Here is a 26,512-nt window from a genome sequence, read left to right as displayed (position 1 = left end):
TGTTCAGGACATGAACGAGATGCGGATCGGTGAACTCCGACGACTGCGGGGCTGGACCCAGGAACGACTGGCCGAGACGAGCGGCATCGCCGTGCGGACGGTGCAACGGATGGAGAGCGGCAACGACGCGAGCCTCGAGTCGCTGTCCGCGGTGGCCGCGGCCCTCGAGGTCCCCGTGCGCGACCTGTTCGCCACCGAGGAGCCGGCGTCGCTCGACCCGGGGGTGCGCGGTCTCGACGAGCGCGCCGAGCGCGAGCAGGCGCAGCGCGACGCTGCTTCGCGCGGCTGGCAGTACCTGTACTCCGGTGTCGGCATCGTCGTGACGCTCGGCACCCTGGCGCTCATCGGTTCGCGCATCTGGCCGGGTGCCGCGATCTTCGTCATCCCCATCTACTGGGCGGGTGGGCGGCTGCTCTCCCAGTTCCTGATGGCGACCGTCGTCGAGCCCGCGCTCGACCGTCGGTACCCGTTGTCGCGGTCTCGTCGGGACGCCTCGTCGCGATCCCGTCGGTTCACGCCCGGGAGCTGAACGCCGCGAGCTCGGCCCGGGTCCGGGCGCCGTGCTTCCGGAGCAGGTTCGCCACGTGGTACTTCACGGTGTTGACGCTGATGCCGAGTCCCTCGGCGATCTCCCGGTTGCCGACACCGGTCGCCACGAGCCGCAGGACGTCGCGCTCCCGCGGGGTCAGGTCGCCGTCGTCGACCGCGTCCACCTCGGCCGGCCGCGGGTCGAGCGGCAGTGAGATGTCGAGCACGGACCCCCAGCCGGGCGTGCTCGCGACCTGCACCCGCCCGTCGAGCGTGACGACCCGCTCCGCGATCGGCCGCATGGCGTCGTCGTGCACGTCGAGCGTGCCGGAGCCGTCGTCGCGGAGCTGCATGAGCAGGTTCCGGCCGTCGCAGTCCCACTGGATGCGCACCCGCTTCGCCGCACCGTCGTCGACCAGGGCGAGCACCGCGGTCCGGACGATCGCCCGGGCCGCGTGGGCGACGTCACCCGGGAGCGCACGGCCGGTGGCCGGCGGCTCGACGAACTGCACGTCGAGGTCCCCGAAGCGCACGAGCGGCCGCAGGTCGGCGCGCAACCGCGAGAACGCGCCGGTGACGGGTTCGAGCAGGGTGCTCCGCTGCTGATCGGTCACGGTGCGCAGGTCGACGAGGGCGGCCGAGGCGATCTCGACGGCCTCGGCCCGGGCGGCCGCGTCGGTGACCCGCGACGACCGGAGCACGGCGAGGACGGACTCGAGGGTCAGCGCGTGCCGATCCGCCTGCTCGGCGACCGTGCGGGCGTGCTCGGCGGCCGCGAGCCGGATGGCGGAGCCGCCCCGGGCCTCCAGGGTGTCGACCGATGCGTCCATGGACGCGACCGTACCCGTCCTACCCGAGCGGACGGGCCCACCCGATGGGATGGGGTCCCTGCCGGGGCGGGTAGCGGCGTGCCGAGGCGCGCGACGGAAGGATCGAGGGCATGGCAGCAACCACCGTCTCCGCAGCGCTCGACCTGGTCGTCCGCGAGGTCGGCGACCTGGCAGCCCGCCTCGACGACGCCCCGGCCCAGCGCGCACTCGACCTGATCGAGGGCGCCGACCGGGTGTTCGTCCACGGCGCCGGGCGCTCCGGGCTCGCCCTCCGCATGACCGCGATGCGCCTCATGCACCTCGGCCTCGACGCGCACGTCGTCGGCGAGGTCACCACCCCGGCCATCCGACCGGGTGACCTGCTCCTCGTGGCGAGCGGCTCCGGTACGACCACCGGCATCGTGCAGGCCGCGCGCACCGCGCACGAGGTCGGCGCATCCGTCGTGGCGCTCTCGACCACCGACGACTCCCCGCTCTCCGAGCTGGCGGACGTCACGATCGTGCTGCCCGCCGCGACGAAGACCGACCGCTCCGGCACCGCCTCGGCCCAGTACGCCGGTGGCCTCTTCGAACAGGCCGTCGCCCTGGTGGGCGACGCCGTGTTCCACGCCCTGTGGGCCCGAGGCGGGCAGTCCGCCGACGACCTCTGGCCCCGTCACGCCAACCTCGAATGAAAGGCACACCCATGCAGCTCCAGTTCGCCATGGACACCCTGACCACCGAAGCCGCCCTCGAGCTCGCCGCCGCGGCCGCGCCGCACGTCGACGTCCTCGAGCTCGGCACGCCCCTGATCAAGAGCGCCGGCCTGTCCGCCGTCACCGCGATCAAGGAAGCACACCCCGACAAGATCGTGTTCGCCGACCTCAAGACCATGGACGCCGGTGAGCTCGAGGCCGACATCGCCTTCTCGGCCGGTGCCGACCTGGTCACCGTCCTCGGTGTCGCCGGCGACTCGACGATCGTCGGCGCCGTCAAGGCCGCGAAGAAGCACGGCAAGGGCATCGTCGTCGACCTGATCGGCGTCTCCGACAAGGCCGCCCGTGCCCGCGAGGTCGTCGCACTCGGCGCCGAGTTCGTCGAGGTCCACGCCGGGCTCGACGAGCAGGCCGAAGAGGGCTTCACGTTCTCGACGCTGCTCGACGCCGGCAAGGAGTCGGGCGTCCCGTTCTCGATCGCGGGTGGCGTGAACGCGTCCTCGGTCGCCTCCGTGCAGGAGGCCGGTGCCCGCATCGCCGTCGCCGGCAGCGCGATCTACAGCGCCTCGGACGTCGGCGCAGCAGCCGCCGAGATCCGCGCCGCCATCAAGTAGCGCGTCCCGGTCGCCCTTCCCGGGCGACTTCGTGAGCAGGAATGGTCGGGTGTGCACGTCGCACCCGACCATTCCTGCTCACGAAGCGAACGCCGCCGTCCGGATGCGCCGTACGGTGGCCACATGAACCGAGCGCTGCGCTGGACCACCTGGATCGTCGCCGTCGTCGTGCTGATCGCGGTGGTGTTCCTCGTCTGGGCCCACATCGTGATGCAGGGCACCCGCAGTGCCGCCCTGCAGGTCTGGCGCGACGACCGGATCGCGGTCCGGGACGCCGGTGACTCGGTGGTGATGACCCCGACCGGCCAGGCCGACGGGGTCGGGATCGTCTTCATCCCCGGCGCGAAGGTCGATCCGTACGCCTACATGGCCACGTTCCGGCAGGTGGTCGCCAACGGTACGACGGTGGTCATCACGAAGCCGACGCTGAACCTCGCGTTCTTCGACACCCGGCCGCTCGCCACGTTCGAGGCCCACGCACCCTCGGTCACCCGCTGGGCGGTCGGCGGGCACTCCCTCGGCGGGGTCCGCGCGTGCCAGCTCGCCCAGGACGCGGACGGCCTGCTGCTGCTCGGCAGCTACTGCGCGAACGACATCAGCCGCTCCTACATCGACGTGCTGAGCGTCTCCGGTTCGCGTGACGGCCTGTCGACCCCGGCCAAGGTCGACGCCGCGCGGGACAAGCTGCCGTCGACCGCCACCATGACCGAGATCCAGGGGTCGAACCACGCCGACTTCGGCGCCTACGGCGACCAGCCGGGCGACCGCACGGCGACCATCAGCCGTGCTGATGCCCGCCAGCAGATCTCGGACGCGATCGAGGCCTGGGTGCGCGACCTGCGCTGACCACGCGGGTGGACCGGCGGACGTACCACGGGCCTCCAGACGGTCTGCCTGGAGGCCCGTGGGACGTGCCGTCAGTGGATCACGCCCGCCTCGTGGTCGCGTCCGGAACGTCGCCCGGTGAACCGGGCGACGAAGTACAGGACCACGCCGACGGCGAGCAGGATCGCGGCGTAGAGCCAGACCTGACCGCTCTGCTGCGTCAGCAGCAGGATGCACGACAGCACCCCGAGCACCGGGACGAACGTCCAGACCCTGAAGTGGTCGTGCTCGACGTGGTCGCGGCGGAGCACCAGGACGGCGACGTTGGTGCTGATGAACACGAAGAGCAGCAGGAGCACGACGGTCTCGGCCAGCACGCCCACGTCACCCACCAGGGTCAGGAGCATCGCGACGATCGTGGTGGCGACGATGGCGGTCCACGGGGTCTTCCGGTTCGGCAGGACCTTCGCGAGCAGGGCGGGCAGGAGCCGCTGCTCGGCCATGCCGTAGGTCACGCGGCTCGACATGATCATCGTGAGCAGCGCGCCGTTCGCGACGGCGACCAGGGCGATGAGGCTGAAGACCCAGTCGGGGATCGGGACGCCGGTGGCGGAGACGACCGCGAGCAGCGGGCCGCTGGACTCGGACAGCTCCGAAGCGGGCAGGGCGATCGCGCTGGCGAGGGCGACGAGGACGTAGACGACGCCGGCCGTGGCGAGGGCGCCGAACAGGGCCTTCGGGTAGACGCGGCGGGGGTCGCGGACCTCCTCCGCGATGTTGGCGGACGTCTCGAAGCCGACGAACGAGTAGTAGGCGACGATCGCGGCGCTCAGGGTCGCCAGGGCCGGGTTGGCCTCGGACGGGAACGCGCCGATCCGGGAGACGTCACCGCCGCCACCGCCGAGCATCACGGCCACGACGACGATCACGATGACGAGGCCGGAGACCTCGATGATCGTCATCACGACGTTGCTCTTGAGCGAATCGGAGATGCCGCGGGCGTTCAGGCAGGCGATCAGGGCGAGGAAGACGATCGCGGTGGGCACGGGCGGCAGGTCGACGAACGTGCCGAGGTAGTCGCCGGCGAAGGCGAGCGACAGGCCGGCGGCGCTCGTGACGCCGGCGGCGAGCATGCTGAACCCGACCAGGAACGAGACGATGGGCGCCTTGTAGGCGCGTTCGGCGAAGACCGCGGCACCGCCGGCCTTCGGGTACTTCGTCACGAGTTCGGCGTAGGAGCCCGCCGTGAGCAGTGCCAGCAGGAGCGCGAGCACCAGCGGTGCCCAGAGCGCCCCGCCGACGTCCTTCGCCAGCGTCCCCATCAGGGCGTAGATGCCGGCGCCGAGCACGTCGCCGAGGATGAAGAGGAACAGCAGCGGGCCGGTGATCGCCTGGCGGAGCTTCGACTGCGTGCCGTCGTGGGGTGCGGCCGTGGTGTCGCTGGTCATGGTGGTGCCTTTCGTCCGGGTCAGCGTGCCGGGGTGTGTATCAGAGGCCTCACAGGTGCGCCGTGGCCGGGGTCCTCCCTGCACAGCGGAGCGGTCGGGGAACTCTCTCCACAGGGTGCGGCGCGTCGGAACGTCCGGACTGGAGCGGTCCTAGACTCGTCGGGAGCCACACGTCCACCACCAGTCCCCGGAGGACCGCAGATGACGACGCAGGACCACCGCACGCCCGCTCGACTCAGTGACCAGCGGGCGCTCCTGTTCGACCTCGACGGCGTGCTCACCCCGACCGCCGACGTCCACATGCGGGCCTGGAGTCGACTGTTCACGCCGTACCTCGAAGCGCACGGGGTCGCGCCGTACACCGAGCAGGACTACTTCACCTACATCGACGGCAAGCCCCGCTACGACGGCGTGCGCTCGCTGCTCGAGTCGCGCGGCATCGACCTGCCGCAGGGCACCCCCGACGACGCGCCCGACACCGACACGGTGTGCGGGCTCGGCAACCGGAAGAACGCGGAGTTCACCGCCGAGCTCGACGAGCACGGCGTCGAGCCCTACCCGGGTTCGCTGCGGTTCCTGACCGCCGCGATCGCCGCCGGACTGTCCGTCGCGGTCGTCTCGAGCTCGGCGAACGCCACCTCGGTGCTCCGGACGGCGGGCATCCTCGACCGGTTCCCGGTGGTCGTCGACGGGCTCGTCGCGCGCCAGGACGGCCTGACCGGCAAGCCCGCGCCCGACACCTACCTCGATGCGGCGACACGGTTCGGGCTCACTGCCGCCGAGTGCGTCGTGGTCGAGGACGCCACCAGCGGGGTCGAAGCCGGCCGCAACGGTTCGTTCGGTCTCGTCGTCGGTGTCGACCGCGGCGCCGGGGCGGATGCCCTGCGCGAGCACGGTGCCGACGTCGTGGTGTCCGACCTCGCCGAACTCATCGACGAGCTGCCCGCACCGGCCACCAGCACGACGTAGGCCACCCGGCCGGGCACTCCTTGCCTGCCGGCCGCACCGACGCACCCATCTCCCTCCCTTCCCACGGAGCAGCATGAACCCCATCACCTCGGACCCCCTCGACCGCGTCCGCTACCCGATCGACGAGTGGGCCCTCGTCGAGACCGAGTACACCCCCGACGAGCAGGGCGTCGCCGAGACGAACTTCGCCGTCGGCAACGGGTACCTCGGCCTGCGCGGCAACCTCGACGAAGGCCGTGGCGGCGTGCAGTACGGCACGTACATCAACGGGTTCCACGAGACCTGGCCGATCCGGCACGCGGAGGACGCCTTCGGCTTCGCGAAGACCGGGCAGACGATCATCAACGCGCCGGACGCCAAGGTCATCCGCCTCTACGTCGACGACGAGCCGCTCGTGCTGGCCGAGGCCGACATCCTCCGGCACACGCGTCGGCTGGAGTTCCGCGGCGGCTACCTGTTCCGCGAGACCGAGTGGTCGACGCCGTCCGGCAAGCGGGTGCTCATCCGGGCACGTCGACTCGTGTCGTTCACCGACCGGCACCTCGCCGTCATCGACTACGAGGTCACCGTGCTCGACGCGGACGCCTCGATCCTGCTGTCCAGCCAGATCCTCAACCGCCAGGACGTGCAGGACGAGTACCACGCCGGCATGCGGGCTGCGGCGAACGCCTTCGACCCGCGCAAGGCCGAGTCGTTCACCGAGCGGGTGCTCGTGCCGAAGCTCAAGCGCAGCACCGGCGGCCGTTCGGTCCTGGGGTACCAGGCGTCCAGCTCCGGCATGACGATCTGCGTCGGCGTCGAGCACCACATCGAGACCGAGAACAGCTGGGACGAGTCGTCGTCGATCGAGGACGACCTGGCGAAGCACGTCTACCGGGTGCAGGCCCGCGCGGGGCAGCCCATCCGGCTCGTGAAGCACGTGGTCTACCACACCTCCCGCGGGGTGCCCGTGCGCGAGCTGGCCGACCGGTGCGACCGCACGCTCGACCGCGCGCACGCCGAGAACGTCGACGAGACCTTCGCGAAGCAGCGCGACTGGCTCGACGACTACTGGGCCCGCAGCGACGTCGAGATCGCCGGTCAGCCCGCGATCCAGCAGGCCGTCCGCTGGAACCTCTTCCAGCTGGCGCAGGCCACCGCCCGCACCGACGGCCACGGCATCGCCGCGAAGGGCGTCACCGGCTCCGGCTACGGCGGCCACTACTTCTGGGACATGGAGATCTACGTCCTGCCGTTCCTGTCGTACACGGCGCCGATCGTCGCCCGGAACGCCCTGCGCTTCCGCTACAACATGCTCGACGCGGCACGGGCTCGGGCCCGCGAGCTGAACCAGCGCGGTGCCCTGTTCCCGTGGCGGACGATCAACGGTGAAGAGTCCAGCGCGTACTACGCCGCCGGCACCGCGCAGTACCACATCGATGCCGACATCTCGCATGCGCTCATGCAGTACGTCCGGGCCTCGGGCGACCGTGAGTTCCTGAAGCGCGGCGCCATCGACGTGCTCGTCGAGACCGCCCGGCTCTGGGCCGACCTCGGGTTCTGGCGGTCCAACGGCGACAAGAAGTTCCACATCGACGGCGTCACCGGGCCGGACGAGTACACGACCGTCGTCGACGACAACCTCTACACGAACGTGATGGCGCGGGCGAACCTGTGGTTCGCCGTCAACGCCTGCCGCGAGCTCGCCGCCGACGACGCCGAAGAGTACGACCGCATGGTGCGCCGGACCGGTCTGCAGCCGGACGAGCTCGTCGAGTGGGAGCACGCCGCCGAGTCGATGGAGATCCCGTTCGACCCGCACCGCGGCATCCACCCGCAGGACGCCCAGTTCCTCGACAAGGAACTCTGGGACCTCGAGAACACCCCGGAGTCCAAGCGCCCGCTGCTGCTCCACTACCACCCGCTGGTGATCTACCGGTTCCAGGTGCTCAAGCAGGCCGACGTCGTGCTCGCGCTGTTCCTGCAGGGGCACGAGTTCACGGCGGCCGAGAAGCGTCGCGACTTCGACTACTACGACGCGCTCACCACCGGTGACTCGACGCTGTCCGCGGTCGTCCAGTCGATCATGGCGGCCGAGGTCGGGTACCACGACCTCGCCGACCAGTACTTCCAGACCGCGCTCTACGTCGACCTGGCGGACCTGCACGGCAACACCTCGGACGGCGTGCACATCGCGTCGACCGGTGGCATCTGGGGTGCGCTCGTCAACGGCTTCGGTGGCATGCGCGACCACGGCGGTCGGATGACCTTCAACCCGCGGTTGCCGAAGCACTGGGACCGGCTGTCCTACCGCCTGACGGTGCGCGGGTCGCGGGTCCGGGTGGACCTGGAGCAGGAAGCCATGACCCTCACGGTCGAGACCGGTTCGGGCTTCACGGTGTGGGTGCACAACCAGCAGTGGGACATCGAGGCCGGGGAGCCCACCGTGGTGCCGCTGCCGCACCACGGGCCGCGCATGTCCGGGCACGCCCCGACCACCAGCGACATCCAGGGCACGCTGCGGGCGGACGGCTCGGTCATCACCGCGTCGATCCCGACGATCTCCCTGGAGCGCGACTTCGACCTCGACGACTCGACCGGCTGACGCCGGTCCCTGCGCCGCAGTCGCACGTCGCCCCGGTTCCGCCTCGCGGTGCCGGGGCGACCTGCGTCCCCGGGGTGTTCGCGGCGCCTCCGAACGCGTCCAGTCGGCCCGGGGCACCGTGGTCTGCCGTGCCCCTCGGGTCGATGGCGTCTCCCCGGGCACGGTTCGTGCAACGAGAGGAGACATCATGGGCAACCGGTTCGAGGGCAAGGTCGCGATCGTCACGGGCGCGGGGTCCGGCATCGGTGAGGCGACGGTGCGGGCGTTCATCGACGAGGGCGCGTCGGTCGTGCTGACCGACAGCGTCGAGGAGAAGGTCCGCGCGGTGGGTGACTCCCTGCCGACGCACCGGGTCGTCGCCCTGCACGCCGACGTGGCGAGCCCGGACGACTGGGAGACCGTCGTCTCGGCGGCGATCGACCGCTTCGACCGGCTCGACGTCCTGGTGAACAACGCCGGGACCTTCAGCTCGGGCGACATCACCGACATCAGCACGGACGAGTGGCGCCGGGTCATCGAGACCGATCTGTCCGGTGTGTTCTACGGCACCCGGGCGGCCCTGCCGTTCCTGCGCGAGACGAAGGGGTCGATCGTCAACACGTCGTCGGTCTCCGGTGAGGACGCCGATTGGCGGATGAGCCCCTACAACGCGGCGAAGGGTGGCGTGACGAACTTCACCAAGGCCGCTGCGCTCGACAACGGGCAGTTCGGCGTGCGCGTGAACGCCGTCGCTCCGGGACTCATCTGGACCGACCTGACCCAGGAGCAGGCGGAGGACGAGGCCCTGCAGTCGAAGTTCACCGAGCGCATCGCCCTCGGCCGCGGGGGCCGCTCTGCCGAGGTCGCCGAGGCGATCCTGTTCCTGGCCAGCGACGCGGCCTCGTTCATCACGGGTGCGGTCCTGCCCGTGGACGGCGGCACCATGGCGAGCAACGGGCAGCCGCCGCAGGCCTGAGCCACCCGGCGTTGGCGGCACCGTCAGCTGGCGACGAGCTCCACCTTGAACCGCTCGGCGTCCTCGAGGAAGGCCGCGTGGTGCTCCGGGCCACCGGCGAACGGGTGTCGGTCCTCGTACAGGCGTGCCCAGCCGTGACCGGGAGCATCGGCCCAGAGCCGTTCCACCGTCTCGGCAGTACCGGCGTGGAACGCCAGGTGGCTGAGCCCCGGTCGGTGCCGGTCGTGGTCGCCGTCCAGTGGCGCTGATTCGAGGACGACGTACAACGGGCCGAGCCGCCAGCTCCGGCCGTGGTCCCACTGCTGGAACGGTTCGTAGCCGAGTTCGCCGAGCAGCCAGCCCCAGGACCCGGCGGCGGTGTCGAGGTCGGCGGTGCGGAGCTCGACGTGGTGCAGGGTGCCGAGCGTCACAGGAGCTTCCGCAGGGTGTTCGTGTTGCGGGTCGTCGTCGTGCGCTTGAAGCGTGCGGCGCCGGCCCGCTTGGCGAACACGGTGTCAGTGCTCGAACCCTTCGGACACGACCAGTAGACGACCCCGTTCCCGCGGGCGACCCGCTCGACCGACTCGTCGAGTTCGAGGTCCCCGACCAAGGCGTCGAGCGCACCGTCGTCGGACCCGAACACGACGTAGTCGTGCCGTTCGCCGGAACGCGCGAAGGGGAAACCGTCGACCACGGCCGCGAGGGCGTCGTGCCGGACGAGCACGATCCAGGCGTCGTACCCGAACCGGTCGCGCAGCCCCTGCTCGATCGACGTCTTGAGCTGCTCGGCGGGCACGTCGGCGGAGAACACGACGTTGCCCGAGGCGAGCACGGTGCGGACGTCGTCGAACCCGAGCCCTCGGAAGAGCTCCGCGAGCTCGGCGCTCCGGATCGTGATGCCGTTCACGTTGACCCCGCGCAGCAGCGCCACCCACCTGTCCATGTCCGGACGGTAGCGGCCCGGGCCGCTCACGTCCACGTCCGGGCCACGCCCCAGCCGGCACCCTGCGGCACGATGTCGACCACCAGGGCCTCGCCGTCGTCGTCGCTGGTCGCCTGGAACCGCCAGCCCACGGTGCGTTCGGGCGCATGGGTGATCGCGGTGGGCAGTTCAGCGCGCGTCACGGTCAGCCGGGTGGGGGTGTCGCTCACCCGCCAGCGCCGTCCGGCCCACACCAGCCGGGTCGGCGTGCCCTCGGCCCACCACACCGTGGCGGCCGTGTCGGTGATCATCATCGGGTCTCCTCGTTCGAACGTGTGTTCGAATGGTAAGTGTCGACCTCCGACGTCGCAACCACCGGCGGCCGACCCCGGCGGGTCGTGGGCGAACCCCTCGAACGACGCAGCAGCCGTCGTGTAGACGGGACCCATGACGAACGACGCACAGGGCCCCGACGCGCAGCACCAGGTTCCCGAGGGGGTGTCCGAGGCCACGGTCGAGGCGCTCGGCAGCCTGTCCGCCGCGGTCGAGGTCATCGAGCACGCCCGCGGTCTGCTCTACGGGTTCCACCGACTGACCGGCACCGCTGACCTGAACCTCGGTGAGGCGGTCGAGCAGCTGCGCAAGGCCGGGCACACCGAACTCGCCGAACGCATCGACACCGAACTCGTGGGCCGCAACGTCATCGCGGGCCGCTGGACGTTCCAGATCGTCGAGGACTACGACGACGGCTACTACGCCCTCGCCAAGGAGCTCGAGCGCACGGCGCGCGACGAGCTCGTGCAGGGCCGTCGCCACCTGTTCGAGGCGGGCATGAAGGAAGACCGTCGCACCCAGGACCAGCGCCACCACGAGGCCACGCCGAGCGACCTGCCGGACTGACCACGGGCCTCCAGGCCGACGCCGGCCTGCGGAAGACGCCGGCATCTTGCGGAGACGCCCCAGAAACGTCGAGACGCCGCCGGAATCGGCGGCGTCTCGATGACACGACGGCGTCTTGTGACAGACCCCGCCCGACCAAAGCCTCAGCCGACGCCGAGCAGCGCCTCCAGCGGCCCCCGCGCGAAGTACAGCAGGAAGCCCGCGGCGACGACGTAGAGCAGCCACGAGACCTCACGGCCACGGCCGGACAGCAGCTTGATGAGCACCCAGCTGATGAAGCCGGCGCCGATGCCGTTCGCGATCGAGTAGGTCAGCGGCATGACGACGATCGTCAGGAACGCCGGCAGGGCCGATCCGAAGTCCGACCACGAGATGTCCGCGACCTGCGCGACCATGAGCGCACCGACGACGACGAGCCCGGCGGCGGCGACCTCGAGCGGGACGACCTGGGTGAGCGGCGTGAGGAACATCGACGCCAGGAACAGCAGGCCGGTGACGACCGAGGCCATGCCCGTGCGGGCGCCCTCGCCGATGCCGGAGGCCGAGTCGATGAAGACGGTGTTCGACGACACCGACGCGCCACCACCGGCGATCGCGCCGACGCCCTCGACGACGAGCGCCGACTTCAGGCGGGGGAACGTGCCGTCGGGCTTCGCGACACCGGCGGCCTTGGCCAGACCGGTCATGGTGCCCATGGCGTCGAAGAAGTTCGTGAAGACCAGGGTGAAGACGAGCATCGACGCGGCGAGCGGACCGATGCGGGTGAAGGCACCGAACACGTCGGCGTGGCCGACGAGCGAGAGGTCCGGTACGGCGAACAGTGCGCTCGGCAGGCCGGGGGCGTTGAGGTTCCAGCCGGTCTTCGAGTCGACCGAGGTCGGCACCTGGAAGATCGCCTGCAGGATGATCGCGATGATCGTGGTCGCGACGATGCCGATGAGCAGCGCACCCTTGACCCGGCGGGCCATGAGCGTGCCGATGATGATCAGGCCGATCAGGAACACGATGGTCGGCAGGGCGCCGACGGAGCCGTCCTCACCGAGCTGCAGCGGCGGCGACGCGAGCCCGGAGGACCGCACGAAGCCGGAGTCGACGAGCCCGATGAACGCGATGAACAGGCCGATGCCGACCGTGATCGCGGCCTTCAGCTGTGCCGGGACGGCGGTGAAGATCATCGTCCGGATGCCGGTCAACGCGAGGATCACGATGATCACACCGTTGATGACGACCAGGCCCATCGCCTCGGCCCAGGTGACCTGGTGCACGACGCTGACGGCGAGGAACGAGTTGATCCCGAGCCCCGCGGCGATGCCGAACGGCAGGTTCGCGATGATGCCCATCGCGATGGTCATGACGCCGGCGACGAGGCCGGTCGCCGCGGCCACCTGAGCGTTCTCGAGCCATCCGCCGCTGACGTCCTTGGCGGCCTGGTCGGCGCTGAACCCGCCGAGGATGAGGGGGTTCAGGATGACGATGTACGCCATCGTCACGAACGAGACGAGGCCACCGCGGACCTCGCGGGGGATCGACGATCCGCGTTGCGTGATGGAGAAGAATCGATCGAGGCCGGTCGCGAAGCGGTTCCGGGGCGTGGTGTCGGTCTGCGGGGCGCTCACCACGAGAGTTTAAAGGACGCTGGGTTTCGGGCGTGTCACACCGGTCTCACAGGTTGTGACAGCCGGGAGGCCCGTTCCACGCGGATCGCGCACCTCGCGCTGGGCGTCTGCCCGCGTTCTCCGGCCACGGCTGGTGTTGGATGAGCGGGTGACGTCACCCATGGACCGCGCCCGTGTCGAGGCCGCCGTCCGCGAGCTGCTGCTCGCCATCGGCGAGGATCCCGACCGCCCGGAACTCACCCGCACCCCCGCCCGTGTCGCCGACTCGTACGCCGAGTTCTTCTCCGGGATCGGCACCGACGCGGTCGCCATCGCCCGGGACGGCACCGTGCACGCCGAGGACGGTGAGCGCGGTCGACTGGTCATCGTCCGCGACGTCAAGTTCCGCTCCGTCTGCGAGCACCACCTGCTGCCGTTCCTCGGGGTCGCGCACCTGGCGTACGCGCCGGGCGACCGCCTCATCGGGCTCGGCACGCTGGCGCGGGTGCTCGACGCGGTGGCCTCCCGTCCGCAGCTGCAGGAGCGGCTCGGCGAACAGGTCGCCGCGACCATCGCCGAGGGGCTCGGCGCCGAGGGCGTCCTGGTGGTCCTCGACGCGCAGCACCAGTGCGTCACGACGCGTGGGGAGCGCCAGACCGGATCGACGACCGTGACGGTGGCGGCGACCGGTTCGCTGGCCGACACCGCGGGACGGGCCGAGGCGATCGCGCTCATCGGCGCGGGGCGTGCGACGGACGCCGGGCACGACGCGAGTGCCGGGGCGGACGCATGACGGGCCTCCCCGACGGCACGGCCGGACCCGGCTGGGTCGTGCCGGACCTGCGCCACCCGGTCCGGACGTTCGGCCGCCGCACCATCGACTTCGACCACCGCATCGCCGTGATGGCGATCGTGAACCGCACCCCCGACTCGTTCCACGACCGCGGCGCCACCTTCGAGCTCGACCGGGCCGTCGCCGCCTCGGTGCGCGCCGCCGAACAGGGCGCCGACTGGGTCGACATCGGTGGCGTGAAGTTCGCCCCCGGTCCGGAACTGCCCGCCTCCGACGAGATCGAGCGTGTCGTGCCCGTCGTCGAGCAGCTCGCCCAGCAGTCCGACGTCGTCATCAGCGTCGACACCTTCCGTCCCGAGGTCGCCGCGGCGGCGATCGCGGCCGGGGCGACCGTCGTCAACGACACCACCGGCCTGTCCGACCCGCGGATGGCCGCCGTGGTCGCCGACTCCGACGCCACCGTCGTCATCACGCACTCGCTCGCCGAGCCCCGACGGCCCCTGCCGGCGCCGCCGCAGTACGGCGACATCGCGGGCGAGGTCGTCGCGTTCCTGCGCGAACGGGTCGACCGGGCGCTCGCCGCGGGCATCCCCGAGTCGCGGATCATCGTCGACCCGGGCCACGACCTGCACAAGAACACCGTGCACACCCTCGAGCTCACCCGTCGACTGCCCGAGGTCGTCGCGCTCGGCTACCCGGTCCTCGCCGCGGTGTCCAACAAGGACTTCGTGGGGGAGTCGCTCGGGCGCCCCCGCGGTGAACGGCTCTCCGGATCGCTCGCCGTCGCGACCGTGAGCGCGATGCTCGGCGCCCGGATCGTCCGGATGCACGACGTCGCCGAGAGTGTCGACGCGATGCGCATGGTCGAGGCCACGCTCGGATGGCGCACCCCCGTGGAATCGAGGCACAACACGTGAACGTCCTGCCCCCGTCGATCGCGGACCTGTCCGACGACGACCTGCTCGAGCTCTACACCGCCGACGCCGGGGACCCCTGGCTCCGCGTGAACTTCGTCGCCACGCTGGACGGTTCGGCCTCGGCCGCCGGGGTGTCCGGGTCGCTCGGCGGCGACGACGACCTGCGCGTCTTCGACCTGCTCCGGCGGGTGGCCGACGTCGTGCTCGTCGCCGCCGGCACCGTCCGCGACGAGGGCTACGGGCCCATGGTCCTGCACGACGCCGACGTCGCCTGGCGGCGGGCCCACGGCATGCCGGACCACCCCGTGTTCGCCATCGTCACCGGGTCGCTGTCGCTCGACCCGACGTCGCGGGTGTTCACCGAGGCGCCGGTGCGCCCGATCGTCCTGACCTCGGCGACGGCGGCTGCGTCGTCGAAGGCCCGGGCGCTCGCCGAGGTCGCGGACGTCGTGGCGTGCAGCGCGGACGACGACCCGGACTCGGTGGACGCCGGACGGATCCGTGGGCTGTTGGCGGGCCGTGGCCTCGGGACGATCCACTGCGAGGGCGGGCCGTCGTTCCTCGGAGCACTCATCGCCGCGGACGCCGTCGACGAGCTGACCCTGACGATCGACCCGTCGCTCGAGGGCGGGGAGGGGCCGCGCATCGCCCGGGGATCCTCGCCGGAGCTCCGGCGGATGCGACCGGCGCACGTGTTGCTCGGCGCCGGCGGCGTGCTGCTCACGCGGTACGTCCGGGCGCGCTGACCCCGCCCGCGCTGGCGCCGCGGGTGCGCTGGCGCCGCGGGTGCGCTGGCGCCGCTCGCGCGCGGACCGCAGGACCGTGGGACGGTCGGGCCCGTGGGCTAGGGTCGGGCGCGTGATCGACATCGTGGCGTCCGGGGTCCTCTTCGACATGGACGGGACCCTCGTCGACTCGACCGCGGTGGTGGAGGCGACCTGGACCCGGTTCGGGAACGCGAACGGCATCGACCCCGACGAGATCCTCGCGTTCTCGCACGGGCGTCAGGCGATCGACACCCTGCGGCGCTTCCTGCCCGACCTGCCCCTGGCCGAGCAGCAGCGGATCGCGGCGGAACTCGTCGCCGAGGAGACCGCGAGCACCGAGGGCATCCTCGAGATCCCCGGCGCCGTCGCCTTCGTGCAGCGACTCGTCGAACTCGGTGTCCCGGTGGCCCTCGTGACGAGCGCCCCACGTGACCTCGCCGCGGGCCGGATGGCGGCCGCCGGGTTCGCCGTGCCCGAGGCCTTCGTGCCCTCGGAGGACGTCGAGCACGGCAAGCCCCACCCCGACGGCTACCTGCGCGGAGCTGCCCTGCTCGGCCTCGACCCGACCGACTGCGTGGCGTTCGAGGACGCCCCCGCCGGACTCGAGTCCGCCATCGCCTCCGGTGCGACCACGGTCGTCGTCGGTCCCCTCGAGCACCCGGTGACGGCCGGCCTGCACCGGGTCCACGGGTACGACGGTCTGACCGTCGAGCGCGACGGTGACGCCTTCCGCATCCGCGGCTGAGCGCGGCGCCCGTCCTGCCCGGCGCGTTGGCCCACCGGCTGGTCAGGACACCCCGCCCGTCCCGCGCTGAGTGGTCGGGAACCGTCGGCTGCGCCGCCGCCAGCCGACGGTCCACGACCGCCCGGCGGACGTGAGCGGGGGGTTGCGACCGGGCGGGTGGCGGCCTGGAGGCCCGTGGTGGGCCGGCACCGTGCCTCCAGGCCGACCGTGGGCGCGTCCACGGCGCCTCGCCCGCTGGTCAGGACACCCCGCCCGGCCTGCGCCCAGTGGCCAGGAACCGTCGGCTGCGCCGCCGCCGGCCGCCGCTTCGTGACCGCTCGGCGGACGTGAGCGGGGTGTTGCGACCCGCCGACCTCGCGGCCTGGAGGCCCGGCGGCCTCCAGGCCGACTGGGCGCGTCCACGGCGCCTCGCCCGTCGGTCAGGACACTCCGCCCTGCCTGCGCTGAGTGGTCAGGAACCGTCGGCTGCGCCGCCGGCAGGCGGCGCTTCGTGACCGCTCGGCGGACGTGAGCGGGGTGTTGCGACCGGCCGGGTGGCGGCCTGGAGGCCCGTGGCGGGCCGGCACCGGGCCTCCAGGCCGACTGTGGGCACGTCCACGGCGCCTCGCCGGCCGGTCAGGACACTCCGCCCTGCCTGCGCTGAGTGGTCAGGAACCGTCGGCTGCGCCGCCGCCAGCCGACGGTCCGCGACCGTCCGGCGGACGTGAGCGGGGTGTTGCGACCGCTCGACCGCTCGACCGCCCGACCGGCCCCCCGAGCCGCCCCTGCACGCCTGCCCAGCCGACGCCGACGACCCTCGGGTGTGCGGCCGGAACGACCGGGCCGCGGAAGGAGCGATCATGGCAACCCTCGACGGCAAGAAGATCCTCGTCATCACGACGAACTACGGCGTGGAGCAGGACGAGATCGTCGTCCCCACCGAACAGCTGCGGGAGCGCGGTGCCTCGGTGACCGTGGCGGCGAAGGAGACCGGCACGATCCAGACGCTGGTCGGCGACAAGGACCCGGGGCAGACGCTGGAGCCGGACACCACCATCGCCGGTGTCGACGCGAAGGACTTCGACGCCCTCGTGATCCCCGGCGGCACCATCAACGCCGACACGCTGCGCCAGGAGTCCCGCGCAGCGACGCTCGTGCAGGCCTTCGCCGAGGCGAGCAAGCCGGTCGCGGCGATCTGCCACGGTCCGTGGACCCTCGTCGAGGCGGGCGTGCTGTCGGGCAAGACCGTCACGTCCTTCCCGTCGCTGCAGACCGACCTGCGCAACGCCGGAGCCGAGTGGGTCGACCAGGAGGTCCAGGTCGACGGCGGCTTCATCACCTCCCGCACCCCGGACGACCTGCCGGCGTTCGTCGACGCGATCGAGAGCGCCCTCACCGCCTGAGCACTGCGCCGACGAGCGTCTCGCCGCTCGGCGACCGCGTCAGCCGAGCGCCACGGGGCGGGCCGTGCGGAGCACCGCGGGTCCGAGGGTGAGCACACCGTCGGACTCTGGGTCGCACCGCACGCCGCCCCGACCCCGCATCGCCCGGAACGCCCCGGGTGCCACCTCGTGGTCCATCCAGGCGCAGGGGTTCGCCGCGCGGTAGCCACGGAACCGGACCGGTCCGTCACCCGTGTCCGGCGTCAGGCTCTCCAGCGAGAACGGCTCGCCCCGCAGTGCCTCGACGTCGGCGCCCCGCAGGAACACGTTCCGCCGGGTCGCAGCGGGGTCGACGGTGGCACCGATCGCCTGACCGACGGCTTCGAGCCCCTCCAGGCCGATCACCGTGACCGAGGCGTGCACGTGCGCCCGGGCCGCGAAGTACCGGTCACCGACGATGCCCAGCCCGGCCCGCAGCTCGATCCGGTCGCGTGACTCGTCCGGATCGTCCGCGCCCACCGGAAGCGCGCCGTCGGCCGGGCGCCCCTCGTACCGGTGCCGCGGCGAGACGAGCAGCAGCGCGACCTCGACCTCGGTCCGGAACGGCAGGTCGTCGAGACCGGCCACGTCGTCTGCGGAAGTCACGTGGCCAACGCTAGCCGGGCCTCCCGGCCGTGCGCTGCTCCGTCCGATTCCCGCCAGTCGACGTCGGCGGCGCATGTCAGGCTGAGCCCATGACCAGCCCGGACACCGACGCGCAGCCCGACGCGCTGCACGCCGAACGGCACCGCGCCGTCGCCTCGCGCGACGCGCGCTTCGACGGCCAGTTCGTCACCGCCGTGCACTCCACCGGCATCTACTGCCGGCCCAGCTGCCCGGCCCGCACGCCGAGGGTCTCGGGCGTCACCTTCTACCGAACGAGCGCCGCAGCGCACCTGGCCGGCTTCCGCGCCTGCAAGCGCTGCCTGCCCGAGGCGACTCCCGGCAGCCCCGAGTGGGACCTGCGCGAGGACGTCGCCGGCCGGGCGATGCGGCTCGTCCTCGACGGTGTCGTCGAGCGCGACGGCGTGCCCGGGCTCGCCGCGCGCGTGGGGTACTCGGAGCGGCAGCTCAACCGCATCATGACGGCCGAGCTGGGCGCCGGGCCGAAGGCGCTCAGCCGGGCGCACCGGGCGCAGACCGCGCGGACCCTGCTCACCTCGTCCGACCTGCCCGTCGCCGACGTCGCGTTCGCCGCGGGGTTCGCCAGCGTCCGACAGTTCAACGACACCGTGCGCGAGGTCTTCGCGGTCACCCCGACCGAGCTCCGCGCACGCCGCTCCGGGGGAGTCGACGGTGGCACGGACGGCGGCGACGGCGCACTGCACGTGCACCTGCCGGCCCGAGCACCCTTCGACGCGCAGGGCCTGCTCGACTGGCACGCGCTGCACGCCCTGCCGGGCACGGAGCAGGTGGACACCGACCCCGCCGGTCGGGTCACGTCGTACGGGCGGCTGGTCGACCTGCCTGGAGGCCCGGGCTGGTTCAGCGCGTCGGCCGCCGTCCCCGACGTGGCCGGGCGGGGCACCGGGATCGACCTGCGCGTGCGGGTCGCCGACCTCTCCGACCTGCCGGCCCTCGTGGCGCGTGTCCGGGCACTGTTCGACCTCGACGCCGACCCGGTCGCCGTCGACGCCGTCCTCGGGGCTGTGCCCGAGCTCGCCGGACCCGTCGCCCGCGTGCCCGGTCTCCGGCTCCCCGGCGCGGTGGACGCGCACGAGATCGTGTTCCGCACCCTGATCGGGCAGCAGGTCTCGGTGGCCGCGGCGCGCACCGCGCAGACCCGGCTCGTGGCCGCACTCGGAGCGACGGTGCCGGACGCCATCCAGGCCGGCGGGCTGCTCTTCCCGTCCGCGGCGGTGATCGCCGAACGCGGGCACGAGGTCCTGCGTGGCCCGGCCGCCCGCGTCGACACGATCCTGCGGGTGGCCGCCGCGCTCGCCGACGGGTCCCTGGTGGTGGACGGTGGGCAGTCCCTCGGTGACCTGCGCGACGGACTCCTCGCGGTGAAGGGCATCGGGCCGTGGACCGCCGACTACGTCGCGCTGCGGGTCCGGCACCACCCCGACATCTTCCTCCACAGCGACCTCGCCGTGCGGAACGGTGCACAGGAACTCGGGCTGCCCGGAACGGCGCGCGAGCTCTCCCTATGGTCGGAGCAGGTGGCCCCCTGGCGGAGCTACCTCACGATGCACTGCTGGCGACCGATCATCGACCGCGCGATGACCGCGACCGCCGGCGCCCGTGCAGCCCGTGCCCCCGAGGACCCCCGGAAGGACGACCGATGACCGACGCAACCATCCAGACCCTGGACACCCCCGACGGGCCGTTCACCGTGCTCGAGGACGCCGAGGGCAGGGTCCTCGCCTCCGGGTGGACCGACTCCGTCGAACGGATCCTCGCCCGCCTGGCCGATCGCCACCGGCCCGACCGCGTGCTCGACGGCGTGGTCGCCTCGGCCGAGGCCGTCGATGCCTTCTACTCGGGCGAGGTCGAGCACGCCATGCAGGTACCGGTCCGGCAGTTCGGCACCGAGCTCTTCACCGAGGGGTGGCGCCAGCTCCGCCGGATCCCCGCCGGCGGCACCCTGACCTACACCGGGTTCGCGGCGGCGATGGGCCGGCCCGACGCGGTGCGGGCGGCGGCGAGCGTGTGCGCCCGGAACGCCCCCGCGCTCTTCGTCCCGTGCCACCGGGTGCTGCGTTCGGACGGCACGCTCGGGGGCTTCGCGTGGGGGCTCGATGTCAAGCGGTCCCTGCTCGAACGGGAGTCGGTCGGCACCACGGCACTCGTCTGATTTGTACAAAACGCCCTAGAATGTACAGGTGAGCGAAGTGTCGATCTCCGAAGCCCGTGGCCGTCTGGCGTCGATCATCGACGACGCCCGACACGAACCCGTCTACCTGACCCGGCGCAACAAGCGCGTCGCCGCCGTGGTCGACGCGGCCGTCCTCGACCGGTTGCTCGAGGCGGCGGAGGACCTGGACGACCTGGTCGCCTACGACGAAGCCGTCGCCGAGAGTGCCCGCATCGGTGGCGAGAACGTCAAGTGGGACGACCTCAAGCGCGAACTCGGCCTCGGGTGACGTACTCGGTCGAGGTCATCCCGGCCGCGCAATGCGTCATCCGCAAGCTCCCGCTCGACGGACGGCGGCGGATCGAGGGGCTCCTCGCGATCCTCGCCGAGCACCCCCGACCACCCGCCGCACGCAAGCTCGTGAACCGGCCCGGGTGGCGAGTCCGCTCGGGGGACTACCGACTGATCTACCGGATCGACGACGGCAAGCTCGTCGTGGTGGTCGTCGACGCTGGGCACCGGCGCGAGGTCTACCGGGACCGCTGAGCCGGCAGCCGTCAGCCGTCAGTCGTCAGCCGTCAGCCGTCAGCCGATCGCGCCGCGCAGGCTGTCCACGTGCAGCTCGACGAGCGCCAGGACCCGCTCCGGCGCACGTGCCGTCGGGTCCCACGTGTGCTCGATCGCCAGCCCGTCGATCAGCGCGTGCAGCCGGTCCCCCTCGTCGGTCAGGTCGCGATCGGCATCGAAGCTGTCGTCCTCGCGCAGGATCTCCAGCGCCCGGGTGCACACCCGGCTGACCCCGTCGTTCAGGCGTCGGGCGCTCGCGGCCAGGTGTTCGTCGGTGCGCGCGAGCACGCCGAGCTGCACCTGCGCCAGGATCTCGGTCGTGCGCTCGGCGTCGAGCGGCAGCACCTGGGCGAGGACGTCCAGTGCGAGCGCACGACCCGTCGAACGCAGGGCGGCGAGCCGAGCGGTGACCCGTTCCTCGATGATCGTCAGGCAGTGCTCGCGCAGGGCGTCCTGCGTCGGGAACACGCGGCGGAGTGACGCCGGGGCGATGCCGGCCTCGTCCGCGACGTTCCGCACGGACAGTGCGCTGAGGCCGTCCCGCTCCAGGATCCGCAGGCAGGCCGCGGCCACCAGGGATCCCCGTTCCTCGAGGTCGACACGGCGGGGCACCGGGTCAGCCTACGGCTGGCTCGACGCGCCGGCCGGGTCCGCGGCTGCGGTGGTGACTCGGCGTGGCCAGATCGTGTAACTGATCGCCCACAGCAGTTCGACGCCCAGGACCACCCCGAGCAGTGCGACCGTGCCCTGCAGTTCGTCCGTGCGCTCCGGGTCCCCGACGACGAGGACGAGTCCGCCGATGATCCCGCCGGCGATCAGCACGGCGAGCCCGGTCCGCAGCACGTCGCCCCAGCACCGGGCCGTGTACCGCTGTCCACTCAGGCGTTCCGGTGCCGGACCGCCGGCGAACCGGTGCGTGAACCGGACGTCCGCCCACGCGATCATCCGGTGCCCGTACGCGACCGAGAAGCCGATGTAGATCGCCGCGAGTCCGTGGTGCCACGACGCGGTCCCACCGCCGAGCAGGTCGACCGTGACGACCGCGAGCAGCACGACGTCGATCACGGGTGCCGCGACGAGCATCGCCGCACCCGTCCGCGGCCGTCGCAGCAGGTACCGGGTGGTCAGGCCGCCGAGGATCGCGACCCAGAAGGCGATCTCGCAGGCGACGATGGCGATGAGTGTCATGGTTCCCCGTTGCAGTGGCGGTGATCGTGTGAGTACAGGTGTACTCAAACAGCATGGCACGGCGACCGCCACGGTGTCGAGCGGTGGGGTTCTGCCCCTGGAAGCGGGGGGAGACACGGGCTCCCACGCCTGCGACACTCGGAGGACCGGTAATCCGCACGGTCCCCTCCGAGGCCCGACGCATCGCCGTCGACAGCTCGCAAAGGACCCCATGCTCCCTCCAGTCGACCGAACGGTCGTCTCCTCCGACGGCACCACCATCGCCGTCTCCGAGGCGGGGGACGGGCCGGCGGTCGTCGTCGTGGGCGGTGCCTTCGACCACCGGGGGACCCCGTACCTCGACCGCGTGGTCGCCGAGCTCGGCTCGACCCACCGCGTGGTGACCTACGACCGCCGTGGCCGTGGTGCCAGCGGTGACTCCGCGACGTGGGCGATCGAGCGCGAGGTCGACGACCTGCGCGCCGTCGTCGAGAGCATCGGCGCACCGACCACCGCCGTCGGCATCTGCGTCGGCGCCGGTGTCGTCCTGCACGGGCTCGCCACGGGACTGCCCGTCGACGGTGCAGTCCTGTGGGAACCGCCGTACCGCGCCTCGGTCGACCCCCACGCCGACGACGTCGTGTTCGCCGACCTGCTCGACGAACACGTCGGTGCCGGCCGCCGGGCCCAGGCCGTCCGCGGGTTCCTGACCCAGGTGCTCGGGGTCCCGATGGGCCAGGTCACGGCACTGCGGCTCAAGGGGTCGCTCTGGCGCTCCCTGGTCGTCGACGCCCACGTGCTCAGCCGCGAGGTCCGTGTGCTGAACGGCCTCGCCGTGCCCGAGCGCGTCGCTGCCGCAGTGGGGGTGCCGGTGCTCGTCGGCGCCGGTGGCGACGGACTCGAGTGGATGCGTCGTGCTGCCCGCGCCCTCGTCGACGCGGTGCCCGGTTCGGAGTACACCGAGGTGCCCGGGCAGGGACACGTCCCCGCCCCGGCAGCCCTCGGAGCCCTGATCGACCGCGTCCGGAGCCGGATCGTCTCGCCCAGCAGCTGACTGCGAGAGGATGGGCGGGTGAACGCACCCCGCCTCGGTCTCCTGCTCGACGTCGACGGGCCCATCGCCAGCCCGGTCTCCCGCACCATCGCGATCCCGAGCATCGTCGCGGACCTCGTCGCGCTCGCCGCCGAGGGCATCCCGATCGTCTTCAACACCGGGCGCAGCGACGCGTTCATCCGCTCCGAGGTCGTCGGCCCGCTGCTCGCCGGTGGCCTCGCCGAAGGTGGCAGGGTCCACGCCGTCTGCGAGAAGGGCGCGGTGTGGTGCTCGATCGGTCCGCAGTACGACGGCGGCATGGGCGAACTGACGGTCGCCGAGGACCTCGCGCTGCCGCGGGACTACGCCGACGAGATGCGCGAGCTGGTCCGCGACGAGTACGCCGACCTGGTGTTCTTCGACGAGACGAAGCGCGCCATGGTGTCGATCGAGCAGCGCGTCGAGGTGCCGAACGCCACCTACCTGGCCCGCCAGCCGGAGTTCGACGCGAAGGCCATGGCCGCGCTCGAGCGTCGCGGGCTCGGTGTCCGCCGACTCGACGACGTCCGACCCGACGCCGACGGTGCCGTGCAGTGGCGCATCGACCCCACGATCATCTCGACCGACGTCGAGTCCGACCGCAGCGGCAAGGACCTCGGGGCCGAGCGCTCACTCGGGCTCCTCGGGCAGGACGGCGAGCTCCCGGTCACCTGGCGCACCGTGGGGGACTCCCGCAGCGACTACGCCATGGCGGACTGGCTGCACGCCCACGGCCACGAGGTCGCCCATGTCGACGTCCGTCCCGCCGACGGGGTGCCGGCCACGCCGTACCCGGTGCTCACCGCCCCCGACGGCGTGATCCACGACGAGGCCGGCGCCCGGTTCCTGGCGGACTGGCGCGCCGGCCGCTGACGCGAGCACAACCGCACCCCGCGACCGCACTCCGCGACCGCACCCCGCGACCGCGGCCCTGGACCCACCGTCGGCCGACCGAGCGGTGCGTGCCGGACCGGTGCCGGGCCTCCTGGCCGTCGCCGGACCCGGCCACCGTCCGGGCGGACGCTTTGCGTGACACAGTGGTACACCAGTACCCTTCCGAGGTCCGCCGCCAGCCGATGACGGGATCCACCCCATGGCAACGAAGCTCCGCATCAAGTCGATCGAGGCCTCCCTGGCCGACTCCGAGGAGCAGGGCAGGTCCCTGAAACGCTCCCTGAAGACGTTCGACATCGCCGCGATGGGGATCGCGGTCGCCGTCGGCGCCGGCATCTTCTCGGTCGGCGCGAACGCCGCCGCGAACTTCGCCGGGCCCGGCGTCATCATCTCCTTCCTGCTCGCCGCCGTCACCTGCGGCCTGGCGATCATGTGCTACGCCGAGTTCGCGTCGACGATCCCCGTCGCCGGCTCCGCGTACACGTTCACCTACGCCACGATGGGTGAGCTCCTCGCCTGGATCGTGGGCTGGGACCTCATCCTCGAGACCCTCACGGCCAGTGCCGTGATCGCGAAGTACTGGGGTATCTACCTCAGCGAAGCGTTCAAGGTGTTCGGTGTCGGCCTGCCGAGCACGATCCAGCTCGGTCCGATCCCGTTCACCTGGGGTCCGGTGCTCATCGTCGGGATCTTCACGGTGCTCCTCGCCTTCGGCACCCGCCTGTCCTCGCGGGTGTCGGCGGTCATCACCGTCATCAAGGTCGCCATCGTCGTGTTCGTCATCGTCGCCGGTGCGTTCTTCGTCAAGGCCGCGAACTTCACCCCGTTCATCCCGCCGGCCGAGCCCGCCAAGGGTGCCGAGGGCAGCGTCTGGACCCAGTCGCTCGTGTCCTGGTTCACCGGTGCCGAGCCCGCCCAGTACGGCGTCTTCGGCCTGCTCGCCGCGGCGTCCCTGGTGTTCTTCGCCTTCATCGGCTTCGACGTCGTCGCCACGAGCGCGGAGGAGACCGAGAACCCCCAGAAGACGCTGCCGCGCGGCATCTTCATCGGCCTCGGCATCGTGACCCTGCTCTACGTCGGCGTCAGCATCGTCATCACCGGCATGGTGTCGTACCAGCGCCTGGCGGAGGAGAAGACGCCGTCGCTGGCCTCGGCGTTCAACATCGTCGGACTGCCGTGGGCCGCCGGCATCATCGCCATCGGCTCGCTGATCGGTCTGACCACCGTCGTCATGGTGCTGCTGCTCGGCCTGTCCCGCATCGTCTTCTCGATGAGCCGCGACGGCCTGCTGCCCCGCTGGTTCTCGAAGACCAACCCGAAGACGCAGACCCCGGTCCGCGTGCAGGTCGTCGCCGGTGTCGTCGTGGCGCTGCTGGCCGGGTTCACCGCGGTCGACAAGCTCGAGGGCATGATCAACATCGGCACGCTGTCGGCGTTCGTCCTGGTGTCGATCGGCATCGTCGTGCTGCGCCGGTCGCGGCCCGACGCCCCGCGGGCCTTCCGCGTGCCGTGGTCGCCGGTGCTGCCGATCATCTCGGCGGCGCTGTGCTTCTGGCTGATGCTGAACCTCGAGGTCGAGACCTGGCTCCGGTTCGTCGTCTGGCTGGTCATCGGCTTCGTCATCTACTTCGGCTACAGCCGTCGCCACAGCCGCGTCGGCCAGCGCATGCAGTAGGGCGGTTCCGCAAGACACCGGTGTTCGCACGTTGCACACCCGCACAACGCGGTTCGACGTGTGGACACCGGTGTTTTGCTGCCCGCCGCCGCCGCCGCGCCGCGCCGCGCGCGGCGCTCCGCTACGCGCCGACGAGCAGCAGCACGCCGAACGCGAGCATCACGACGGCGACCAGCCCGTCGAACACCCGCCAGGTCAGCGGCCTCTCGAACAGCGGCCGCAGCAGGCGTCCGCCGAACCCGAGCGCACCGAACCACAGGCAGCTCGCCGTGACGGCACCGATCGTCCAGAGCCACCGGTCGTCCGCACCCTGCTGGTTCGCCACCGACCCGAGGAACACCAGCGTGTCCAGGTAGACGTGCGGGTTCGCCCACGTGAAGACGAGCATGGTGAGCACCGCCGTCCGCATGGTCACCACCTGGCCGGGAGGCGCGGTGCGCGTCCGCCCCGCCGCCACCGTCGTGCCGGTGGTCGCGTCGACCCCCGCACCCGCGCCCGCGCTGGCGCCCACCACGCCATCGTCGGCCGCCTCGTCGGCCACGCGCATCGCGTCCCCCGAGGGCCGCAGCGCACGCCGCGCCGCGAGCACCCCGTAGGTGAGCAGGAACGCGGCACCGACGAACCGGACCACCAGGAGCGCCACGGGGAACCGTTCGACCACGGCGCCGACCCCGAGCACCCCGGCGACGATGAGCAGCGCATCCGAAGCGGCGCACACCACGACGGCAGCGGCCACCACCCGGAGCCCGGCGCTCACGGCGAGGCGCAACAGGTAGGTGTTCTGCACACCGATCGCGACGATCAGTGCGAGGCCGGTGCCGAGGCCGGAGAGCAGGGGCAGGAGCGTGGTCACGGTCCGACGCTAGGGTCCGAC

30 protein-coding genes are annotated in these 26,512 nt (G+C 72.0%); 20 read left to right on the top strand and 10 right to left on the bottom strand.

Features of this window, described 5'->3' with window-relative positions:
• Nucleotides 1-10: 10 nt before the first annotated feature.
• On the top strand, nt 11-529 hold the full coding sequence (locus BIU89_RS07715) for a helix-turn-helix domain-containing protein (protein WP_071245578.1): 519 nt from the start codon (nt 11-13) through the stop codon (nt 527-529).
• Here the strand turns inward: BIU89_RS07715 and BIU89_RS07710 are convergent.
• Complete coding sequence (locus tag BIU89_RS07710; RefSeq protein ID WP_027466793.1) at nt 513-1,358, bottom strand: helix-turn-helix transcriptional regulator; 846 nt, start codon at nt 1,356-1,358, stop codon at nt 513-515. The two genes, BIU89_RS07715 and BIU89_RS07710, sit on opposite strands and share 17 nt — an antisense overlap.
• Nucleotides 1,359-1,468: 110 nt before the next feature.
• Between BIU89_RS07710 and hxlB the strand changes: the two genes are divergently transcribed.
• The 3 genes from hxlB to BIU89_RS07695 all read left to right on the top strand — a co-directional run bounded on the left by hxlB (nt 1,469) and on the right by BIU89_RS07695 (nt 3,513).
• Nucleotides 1,469-2,032: a 6-phospho-3-hexuloisomerase gene (hxlB, locus tag BIU89_RS07705; RefSeq protein ID WP_027466792.1), complete on the top strand. Its 564-nt coding sequence runs from the start codon at nt 1,469-1,471 to the stop codon at nt 2,030-2,032.
• An 11-nt stretch (nt 2,033-2,043) separates the two neighbouring features.
• On the top strand, nt 2,044-2,667 hold the full coding sequence (hxlA, locus tag BIU89_RS07700) for a 3-hexulose-6-phosphate synthase (RefSeq protein ID WP_027466791.1): 624 nt from the start codon (nt 2,044-2,046) through the stop codon (nt 2,665-2,667).
• Nucleotides 2,668-2,790: 123 nt separating this feature from the next.
• Nucleotides 2,791-3,513, top strand: a complete 723-nt coding sequence (locus BIU89_RS07695; RefSeq protein WP_027466790.1) for an alpha/beta hydrolase — start codon at nt 2,791-2,793, stop codon at nt 3,511-3,513.
• A gap of 71 nt (nt 3,514-3,584) precedes the next feature.
• On the opposite strand, the gene BIU89_RS07690 is transcribed toward BIU89_RS07695, so the two are convergent.
• Nucleotides 3,585-4,940, bottom strand: a complete 1,356-nt coding sequence (locus BIU89_RS07690; protein WP_035809271.1) for an APC family permease — start codon at nt 4,938-4,940, stop codon at nt 3,585-3,587.
• Nucleotides 4,941-5,141: 201 nt separating this feature from the next.
• On the opposite strand from BIU89_RS07690, the gene BIU89_RS07685 reads away from it, so the two are divergent.
• The 3 genes from BIU89_RS07685 (at nt 5,142) to BIU89_RS07675 (ending at nt 9,448) form a co-directional block, all read left to right on the top strand.
• A complete protein-coding gene (locus BIU89_RS07685; RefSeq protein ID WP_027466789.1) occupies nt 5,142-5,909 on the top strand; it encodes an HAD family hydrolase in 768 nt (255 codons plus the stop codon).
• Nucleotides 5,910-5,982: 73 nt separating this feature from the next.
• Nucleotides 5,983-8,493, top strand: a complete 2,511-nt coding sequence (locus tag BIU89_RS07680) for a glycoside hydrolase family 65 protein (protein WP_027466788.1) — start codon at nt 5,983-5,985, stop codon at nt 8,491-8,493.
• 187 nt (nt 8,494-8,680) lie between these two features.
• Complete coding sequence (locus BIU89_RS07675; RefSeq protein WP_071245576.1) at nt 8,681-9,448, top strand: SDR family NAD(P)-dependent oxidoreductase; 768 nt, start codon at nt 8,681-8,683, stop codon at nt 9,446-9,448.
• 23 nt (nt 9,449-9,471) lie between these two features.
• Here BIU89_RS07675 and BIU89_RS07670 read toward each other — a convergent pair whose 3' ends face one another.
• Genes BIU89_RS07670 through BIU89_RS07660 form a run of 3 tightly spaced genes read right to left on the bottom strand, consistent with a single transcriptional unit; the run spans nt 9,472 to nt 10,663 of the window.
• Complete coding sequence (locus BIU89_RS07670) at nt 9,472-9,858, bottom strand: VOC family protein (protein ID WP_071245574.1); 387 nt, start codon at nt 9,856-9,858, stop codon at nt 9,472-9,474.
• Complete coding sequence (locus BIU89_RS07665) at nt 9,855-10,370, bottom strand: DUF1697 domain-containing protein (protein ID WP_071245687.1); 516 nt, start codon at nt 10,368-10,370, stop codon at nt 9,855-9,857. The genes BIU89_RS07670 and BIU89_RS07665 overlap by 4 nt, the downstream gene beginning before the upstream one ends.
• 26 nt (nt 10,371-10,396) lie before the next feature.
• The gene (locus BIU89_RS07660; protein ID WP_035809269.1) at nt 10,397-10,663 is read right to left on the bottom strand and encodes a hypothetical protein; all 267 of its coding nucleotides are present in this window, start codon (nt 10,661-10,663) and stop codon (nt 10,397-10,399) included.
• A gap of 133 nt (nt 10,664-10,796) precedes the next feature.
• On the opposite strand from BIU89_RS07660, the gene BIU89_RS07655 reads away from it, so the two are divergent.
• Nucleotides 10,797-11,249 carry a hypothetical protein gene (locus BIU89_RS07655; protein WP_017887957.1) on the top strand — a complete coding sequence of 151 codons (453 nt, stop codon included), beginning with the start codon at nt 10,797-10,799 and terminating at the stop codon, nt 11,247-11,249.
• Between the two features lie 143 nt (nt 11,250-11,392).
• Here BIU89_RS07655 and BIU89_RS07650 read toward each other — a convergent pair whose 3' ends face one another.
• Nucleotides 11,393-12,868 carry an NCS2 family permease gene (locus BIU89_RS07650; protein WP_027466783.1) on the bottom strand — a complete coding sequence of 492 codons (1,476 nt, stop codon included), beginning with the start codon at nt 12,866-12,868 and terminating at the stop codon, nt 11,393-11,395.
• A gap of 157 nt (nt 12,869-13,025) precedes the next feature.
• On the opposite strand from BIU89_RS07650, the gene folE reads away from it, so the two are divergent.
• The 5 genes from folE to BIU89_RS07625 all read left to right on the top strand — a co-directional run bounded on the left by folE (nt 13,026) and on the right by BIU89_RS07625 (nt 17,448).
• Complete coding sequence (gene folE, locus BIU89_RS07645; RefSeq protein WP_027466782.1) at nt 13,026-13,637, top strand: GTP cyclohydrolase I; 612 nt, start codon at nt 13,026-13,028, stop codon at nt 13,635-13,637.
• Nucleotides 13,634-14,554, top strand: coding sequence for a dihydropteroate synthase (gene folP, locus BIU89_RS07640; RefSeq protein WP_071245572.1), 921 nt, complete (start codon nt 13,634-13,636; stop codon nt 14,552-14,554). The genes folE and folP overlap by 4 nt, the downstream gene beginning before the upstream one ends.
• Nucleotides 14,551-15,300 carry a pyrimidine reductase family protein gene (locus tag BIU89_RS07635; RefSeq protein ID WP_254791528.1) on the top strand — a complete coding sequence of 250 codons (750 nt, stop codon included), beginning with the start codon at nt 14,551-14,553 and terminating at the stop codon, nt 15,298-15,300. Before folP ends, BIU89_RS07635 begins: the two co-directional genes overlap by 4 nt.
• A gap of 112 nt (nt 15,301-15,412) precedes the next feature.
• Nucleotides 15,413-16,066, top strand: a complete 654-nt coding sequence (locus BIU89_RS07630; RefSeq protein WP_071245568.1) for an HAD-IA family hydrolase — start codon at nt 15,413-15,415, stop codon at nt 16,064-16,066.
• Nucleotides 16,067-16,905: 839 nt separating this feature from the next.
• Complete coding sequence (locus BIU89_RS07625; protein WP_071245566.1) at nt 16,906-17,448, top strand: type 1 glutamine amidotransferase domain-containing protein; 543 nt, start codon at nt 16,906-16,908, stop codon at nt 17,446-17,448.
• 39 nt (nt 17,449-17,487) lie between these two features.
• Here BIU89_RS07625 and BIU89_RS07620 read toward each other — a convergent pair whose 3' ends face one another.
• On the bottom strand, nt 17,488-18,072 hold the full coding sequence (locus BIU89_RS07620) for a molybdenum cofactor biosysynthesis protein (protein ID WP_254791526.1): 585 nt from the start codon (nt 18,070-18,072) through the stop codon (nt 17,488-17,490).
• Between the two features lie 89 nt (nt 18,073-18,161).
• Here BIU89_RS07620 and BIU89_RS07615 point away from each other — a divergent pair, with 89 nt between their 5' ends.
• The 4 genes from BIU89_RS07615 to BIU89_RS07600 are packed head-to-tail and all read left to right on the top strand — an operon-like array spanning nt 18,162 to nt 20,809.
• The gene (locus tag BIU89_RS07615) at nt 18,162-19,754 is read left to right on the top strand and encodes an AlkA N-terminal domain-containing protein (RefSeq protein WP_071245562.1); all 1,593 of its coding nucleotides are present in this window, start codon (nt 18,162-18,164) and stop codon (nt 19,752-19,754) included.
• Nucleotides 19,751-20,263 carry a methylated-DNA--[protein]-cysteine S-methyltransferase gene (locus BIU89_RS07610; protein WP_071245560.1) on the top strand — a complete coding sequence of 171 codons (513 nt, stop codon included), beginning with the start codon at nt 19,751-19,753 and terminating at the stop codon, nt 20,261-20,263. Before BIU89_RS07615 ends, BIU89_RS07610 begins: the two co-directional genes overlap by 4 nt.
• Nucleotides 20,264-20,291: 28 nt before the next feature.
• The gene (locus BIU89_RS07605) at nt 20,292-20,552 is read left to right on the top strand and encodes a type II toxin-antitoxin system Phd/YefM family antitoxin (RefSeq protein WP_027466775.1); all 261 of its coding nucleotides are present in this window, start codon (nt 20,292-20,294) and stop codon (nt 20,550-20,552) included.
• Complete coding sequence (locus BIU89_RS07600) at nt 20,549-20,809, top strand: type II toxin-antitoxin system RelE family toxin (protein WP_071245558.1); 261 nt, start codon at nt 20,549-20,551, stop codon at nt 20,807-20,809. The genes BIU89_RS07605 and BIU89_RS07600 overlap by 4 nt, the downstream gene beginning before the upstream one ends.
• Nucleotides 20,810-20,848: 39 nt before the next feature.
• Here the strand turns inward: BIU89_RS07600 and BIU89_RS07595 are convergent, their stop codons facing one another.
• Entirely contained in the window at nt 20,849-21,442 is a 594-nt protein-coding gene (locus BIU89_RS07595) for a TetR/AcrR family transcriptional regulator (protein WP_071245556.1), read from the bottom strand.
• 9 nt (nt 21,443-21,451) lie between these two features.
• Nucleotides 21,452-22,018, bottom strand: a complete 567-nt coding sequence (locus tag BIU89_RS07590) for a hypothetical protein (RefSeq protein ID WP_071245554.1) — start codon at nt 22,016-22,018, stop codon at nt 21,452-21,454.
• A 211-nt stretch (nt 22,019-22,229) separates the two neighbouring features.
• Between BIU89_RS07590 and BIU89_RS07585 the strand changes: the two genes are divergently transcribed.
• From BIU89_RS07585 to BIU89_RS07575, 3 genes are all read left to right on the top strand, one after another.
• Nucleotides 22,230-23,051 carry an alpha/beta fold hydrolase gene (locus BIU89_RS07585; RefSeq protein WP_051597007.1) on the top strand — a complete coding sequence of 274 codons (822 nt, stop codon included), beginning with the start codon at nt 22,230-22,232 and terminating at the stop codon, nt 23,049-23,051.
• Nucleotides 23,052-23,069: 18 nt separating this feature from the next.
• On the top strand, nt 23,070-23,942 hold the full coding sequence (locus BIU89_RS07580; RefSeq protein WP_083404237.1) for a hypothetical protein: 873 nt from the start codon (nt 23,070-23,072) through the stop codon (nt 23,940-23,942).
• A 220-nt stretch (nt 23,943-24,162) separates the two neighbouring features.
• Nucleotides 24,163-25,638 carry an APC family permease gene (locus tag BIU89_RS07575; protein ID WP_071245550.1) on the top strand — a complete coding sequence of 492 codons (1,476 nt, stop codon included), beginning with the start codon at nt 24,163-24,165 and terminating at the stop codon, nt 25,636-25,638.
• Nucleotides 25,639-25,759: 121 nt separating this feature from the next.
• Here BIU89_RS07575 and BIU89_RS07570 read toward each other — a convergent pair whose 3' ends face one another.
• Nucleotides 25,760-26,491: a LysE/ArgO family amino acid transporter gene (locus BIU89_RS07570; RefSeq protein WP_071245548.1), complete on the bottom strand. Its 732-nt coding sequence runs from the start codon at nt 26,489-26,491 to the stop codon at nt 25,760-25,762.
• Between the last annotated feature and the right edge of the window lie 21 nt (nt 26,492-26,512).

This window comes from Curtobacterium sp. MCBA15_005 (assembly GCF_001864855.1).
In the GTDB taxonomy this organism is placed as follows: Bacteria; Actinomycetota; Actinomycetes; order Actinomycetales; family Microbacteriaceae; genus Curtobacterium; species Curtobacterium flaccumfaciens.
This window is presented reverse-complemented; position numbering and strand designations above follow the sequence as displayed.

Excerpts from the sequence above, each read along its gene's own strand:
- BIU89_RS07655 (WP_017887957.1), top strand. The coding sequence starts at position 10,797 with ATGACGAACGACGCACAGGGCCCCGACGCGCAGCACCAGGTTCCCGAG.
- hxlA (WP_027466791.1), top strand. The coding sequence starts at position 2,044 with ATGCAGCTCCAGTTCGCCATGGACACCCTGACCACCGAAGCCGCCCTC.
- BIU89_RS07685 (WP_027466789.1), top strand. The coding sequence starts at position 5,142 with ATGACGACGCAGGACCACCGCACGCCCGCTCGACTCAGTGACCAGCGG.
- BIU89_RS07660 (WP_035809269.1), bottom strand. The coding sequence starts at position 10,663 with ATGATGATCACCGACACGGCCGCCACGGTGTGGTGGGCCGAGGGCACG.
- hxlB (WP_027466792.1), top strand. The coding sequence starts at position 1,469 with ATGGCAGCAACCACCGTCTCCGCAGCGCTCGACCTGGTCGTCCGCGAG.
- BIU89_RS07680 (WP_027466788.1), top strand. The coding sequence starts at position 5,983 with ATGAACCCCATCACCTCGGACCCCCTCGACCGCGTCCGCTACCCGATC.
- BIU89_RS07625 (WP_071245566.1), top strand. The coding sequence starts at position 16,906 with ATGGCAACCCTCGACGGCAAGAAGATCCTCGTCATCACGACGAACTAC.
- BIU89_RS07665 (WP_071245687.1), bottom strand. The coding sequence starts at position 10,370 with ATGGACAGGTGGGTGGCGCTGCTGCGCGGGGTCAACGTGAACGGCATC.
- BIU89_RS07590 (WP_071245554.1), bottom strand. The coding sequence starts at position 22,018 with ATGACACTCATCGCCATCGTCGCCTGCGAGATCGCCTTCTGGGTCGCG.
- folE (WP_027466782.1), top strand. The coding sequence starts at position 13,026 with ATGGACCGCGCCCGTGTCGAGGCCGCCGTCCGCGAGCTGCTGCTCGCC.
- BIU89_RS07695 (WP_027466790.1), top strand. The coding sequence starts at position 2,791 with ATGAACCGAGCGCTGCGCTGGACCACCTGGATCGTCGCCGTCGTCGTG.
- BIU89_RS07715 (WP_071245578.1), top strand. The coding sequence starts at position 11 with ATGAACGAGATGCGGATCGGTGAACTCCGACGACTGCGGGGCTGGACC.
- BIU89_RS07675 (WP_071245576.1), top strand. The coding sequence starts at position 8,681 with ATGGGCAACCGGTTCGAGGGCAAGGTCGCGATCGTCACGGGCGCGGGG.
- BIU89_RS07615 (WP_071245562.1), top strand. The coding sequence starts at position 18,162 with ATGACCAGCCCGGACACCGACGCGCAGCCCGACGCGCTGCACGCCGAA.
- BIU89_RS07690 (WP_035809271.1), bottom strand. The coding sequence starts at position 4,940 with ATGACCAGCGACACCACGGCCGCACCCCACGACGGCACGCAGTCGAAG.
- BIU89_RS07585 (WP_051597007.1), top strand. The coding sequence starts at position 22,230 with ATGCTCCCTCCAGTCGACCGAACGGTCGTCTCCTCCGACGGCACCACC.
- folP (WP_071245572.1), top strand. The coding sequence starts at position 13,634 with ATGACGGGCCTCCCCGACGGCACGGCCGGACCCGGCTGGGTCGTGCCG.
- BIU89_RS07575 (WP_071245550.1), top strand. The coding sequence starts at position 24,163 with ATGGCAACGAAGCTCCGCATCAAGTCGATCGAGGCCTCCCTGGCCGAC.
- BIU89_RS07610 (WP_071245560.1), top strand. The coding sequence starts at position 19,751 with ATGACCGACGCAACCATCCAGACCCTGGACACCCCCGACGGGCCGTTC.
- BIU89_RS07710 (WP_027466793.1), bottom strand. The coding sequence starts at position 1,358 with ATGGACGCATCGGTCGACACCCTGGAGGCCCGGGGCGGCTCCGCCATC.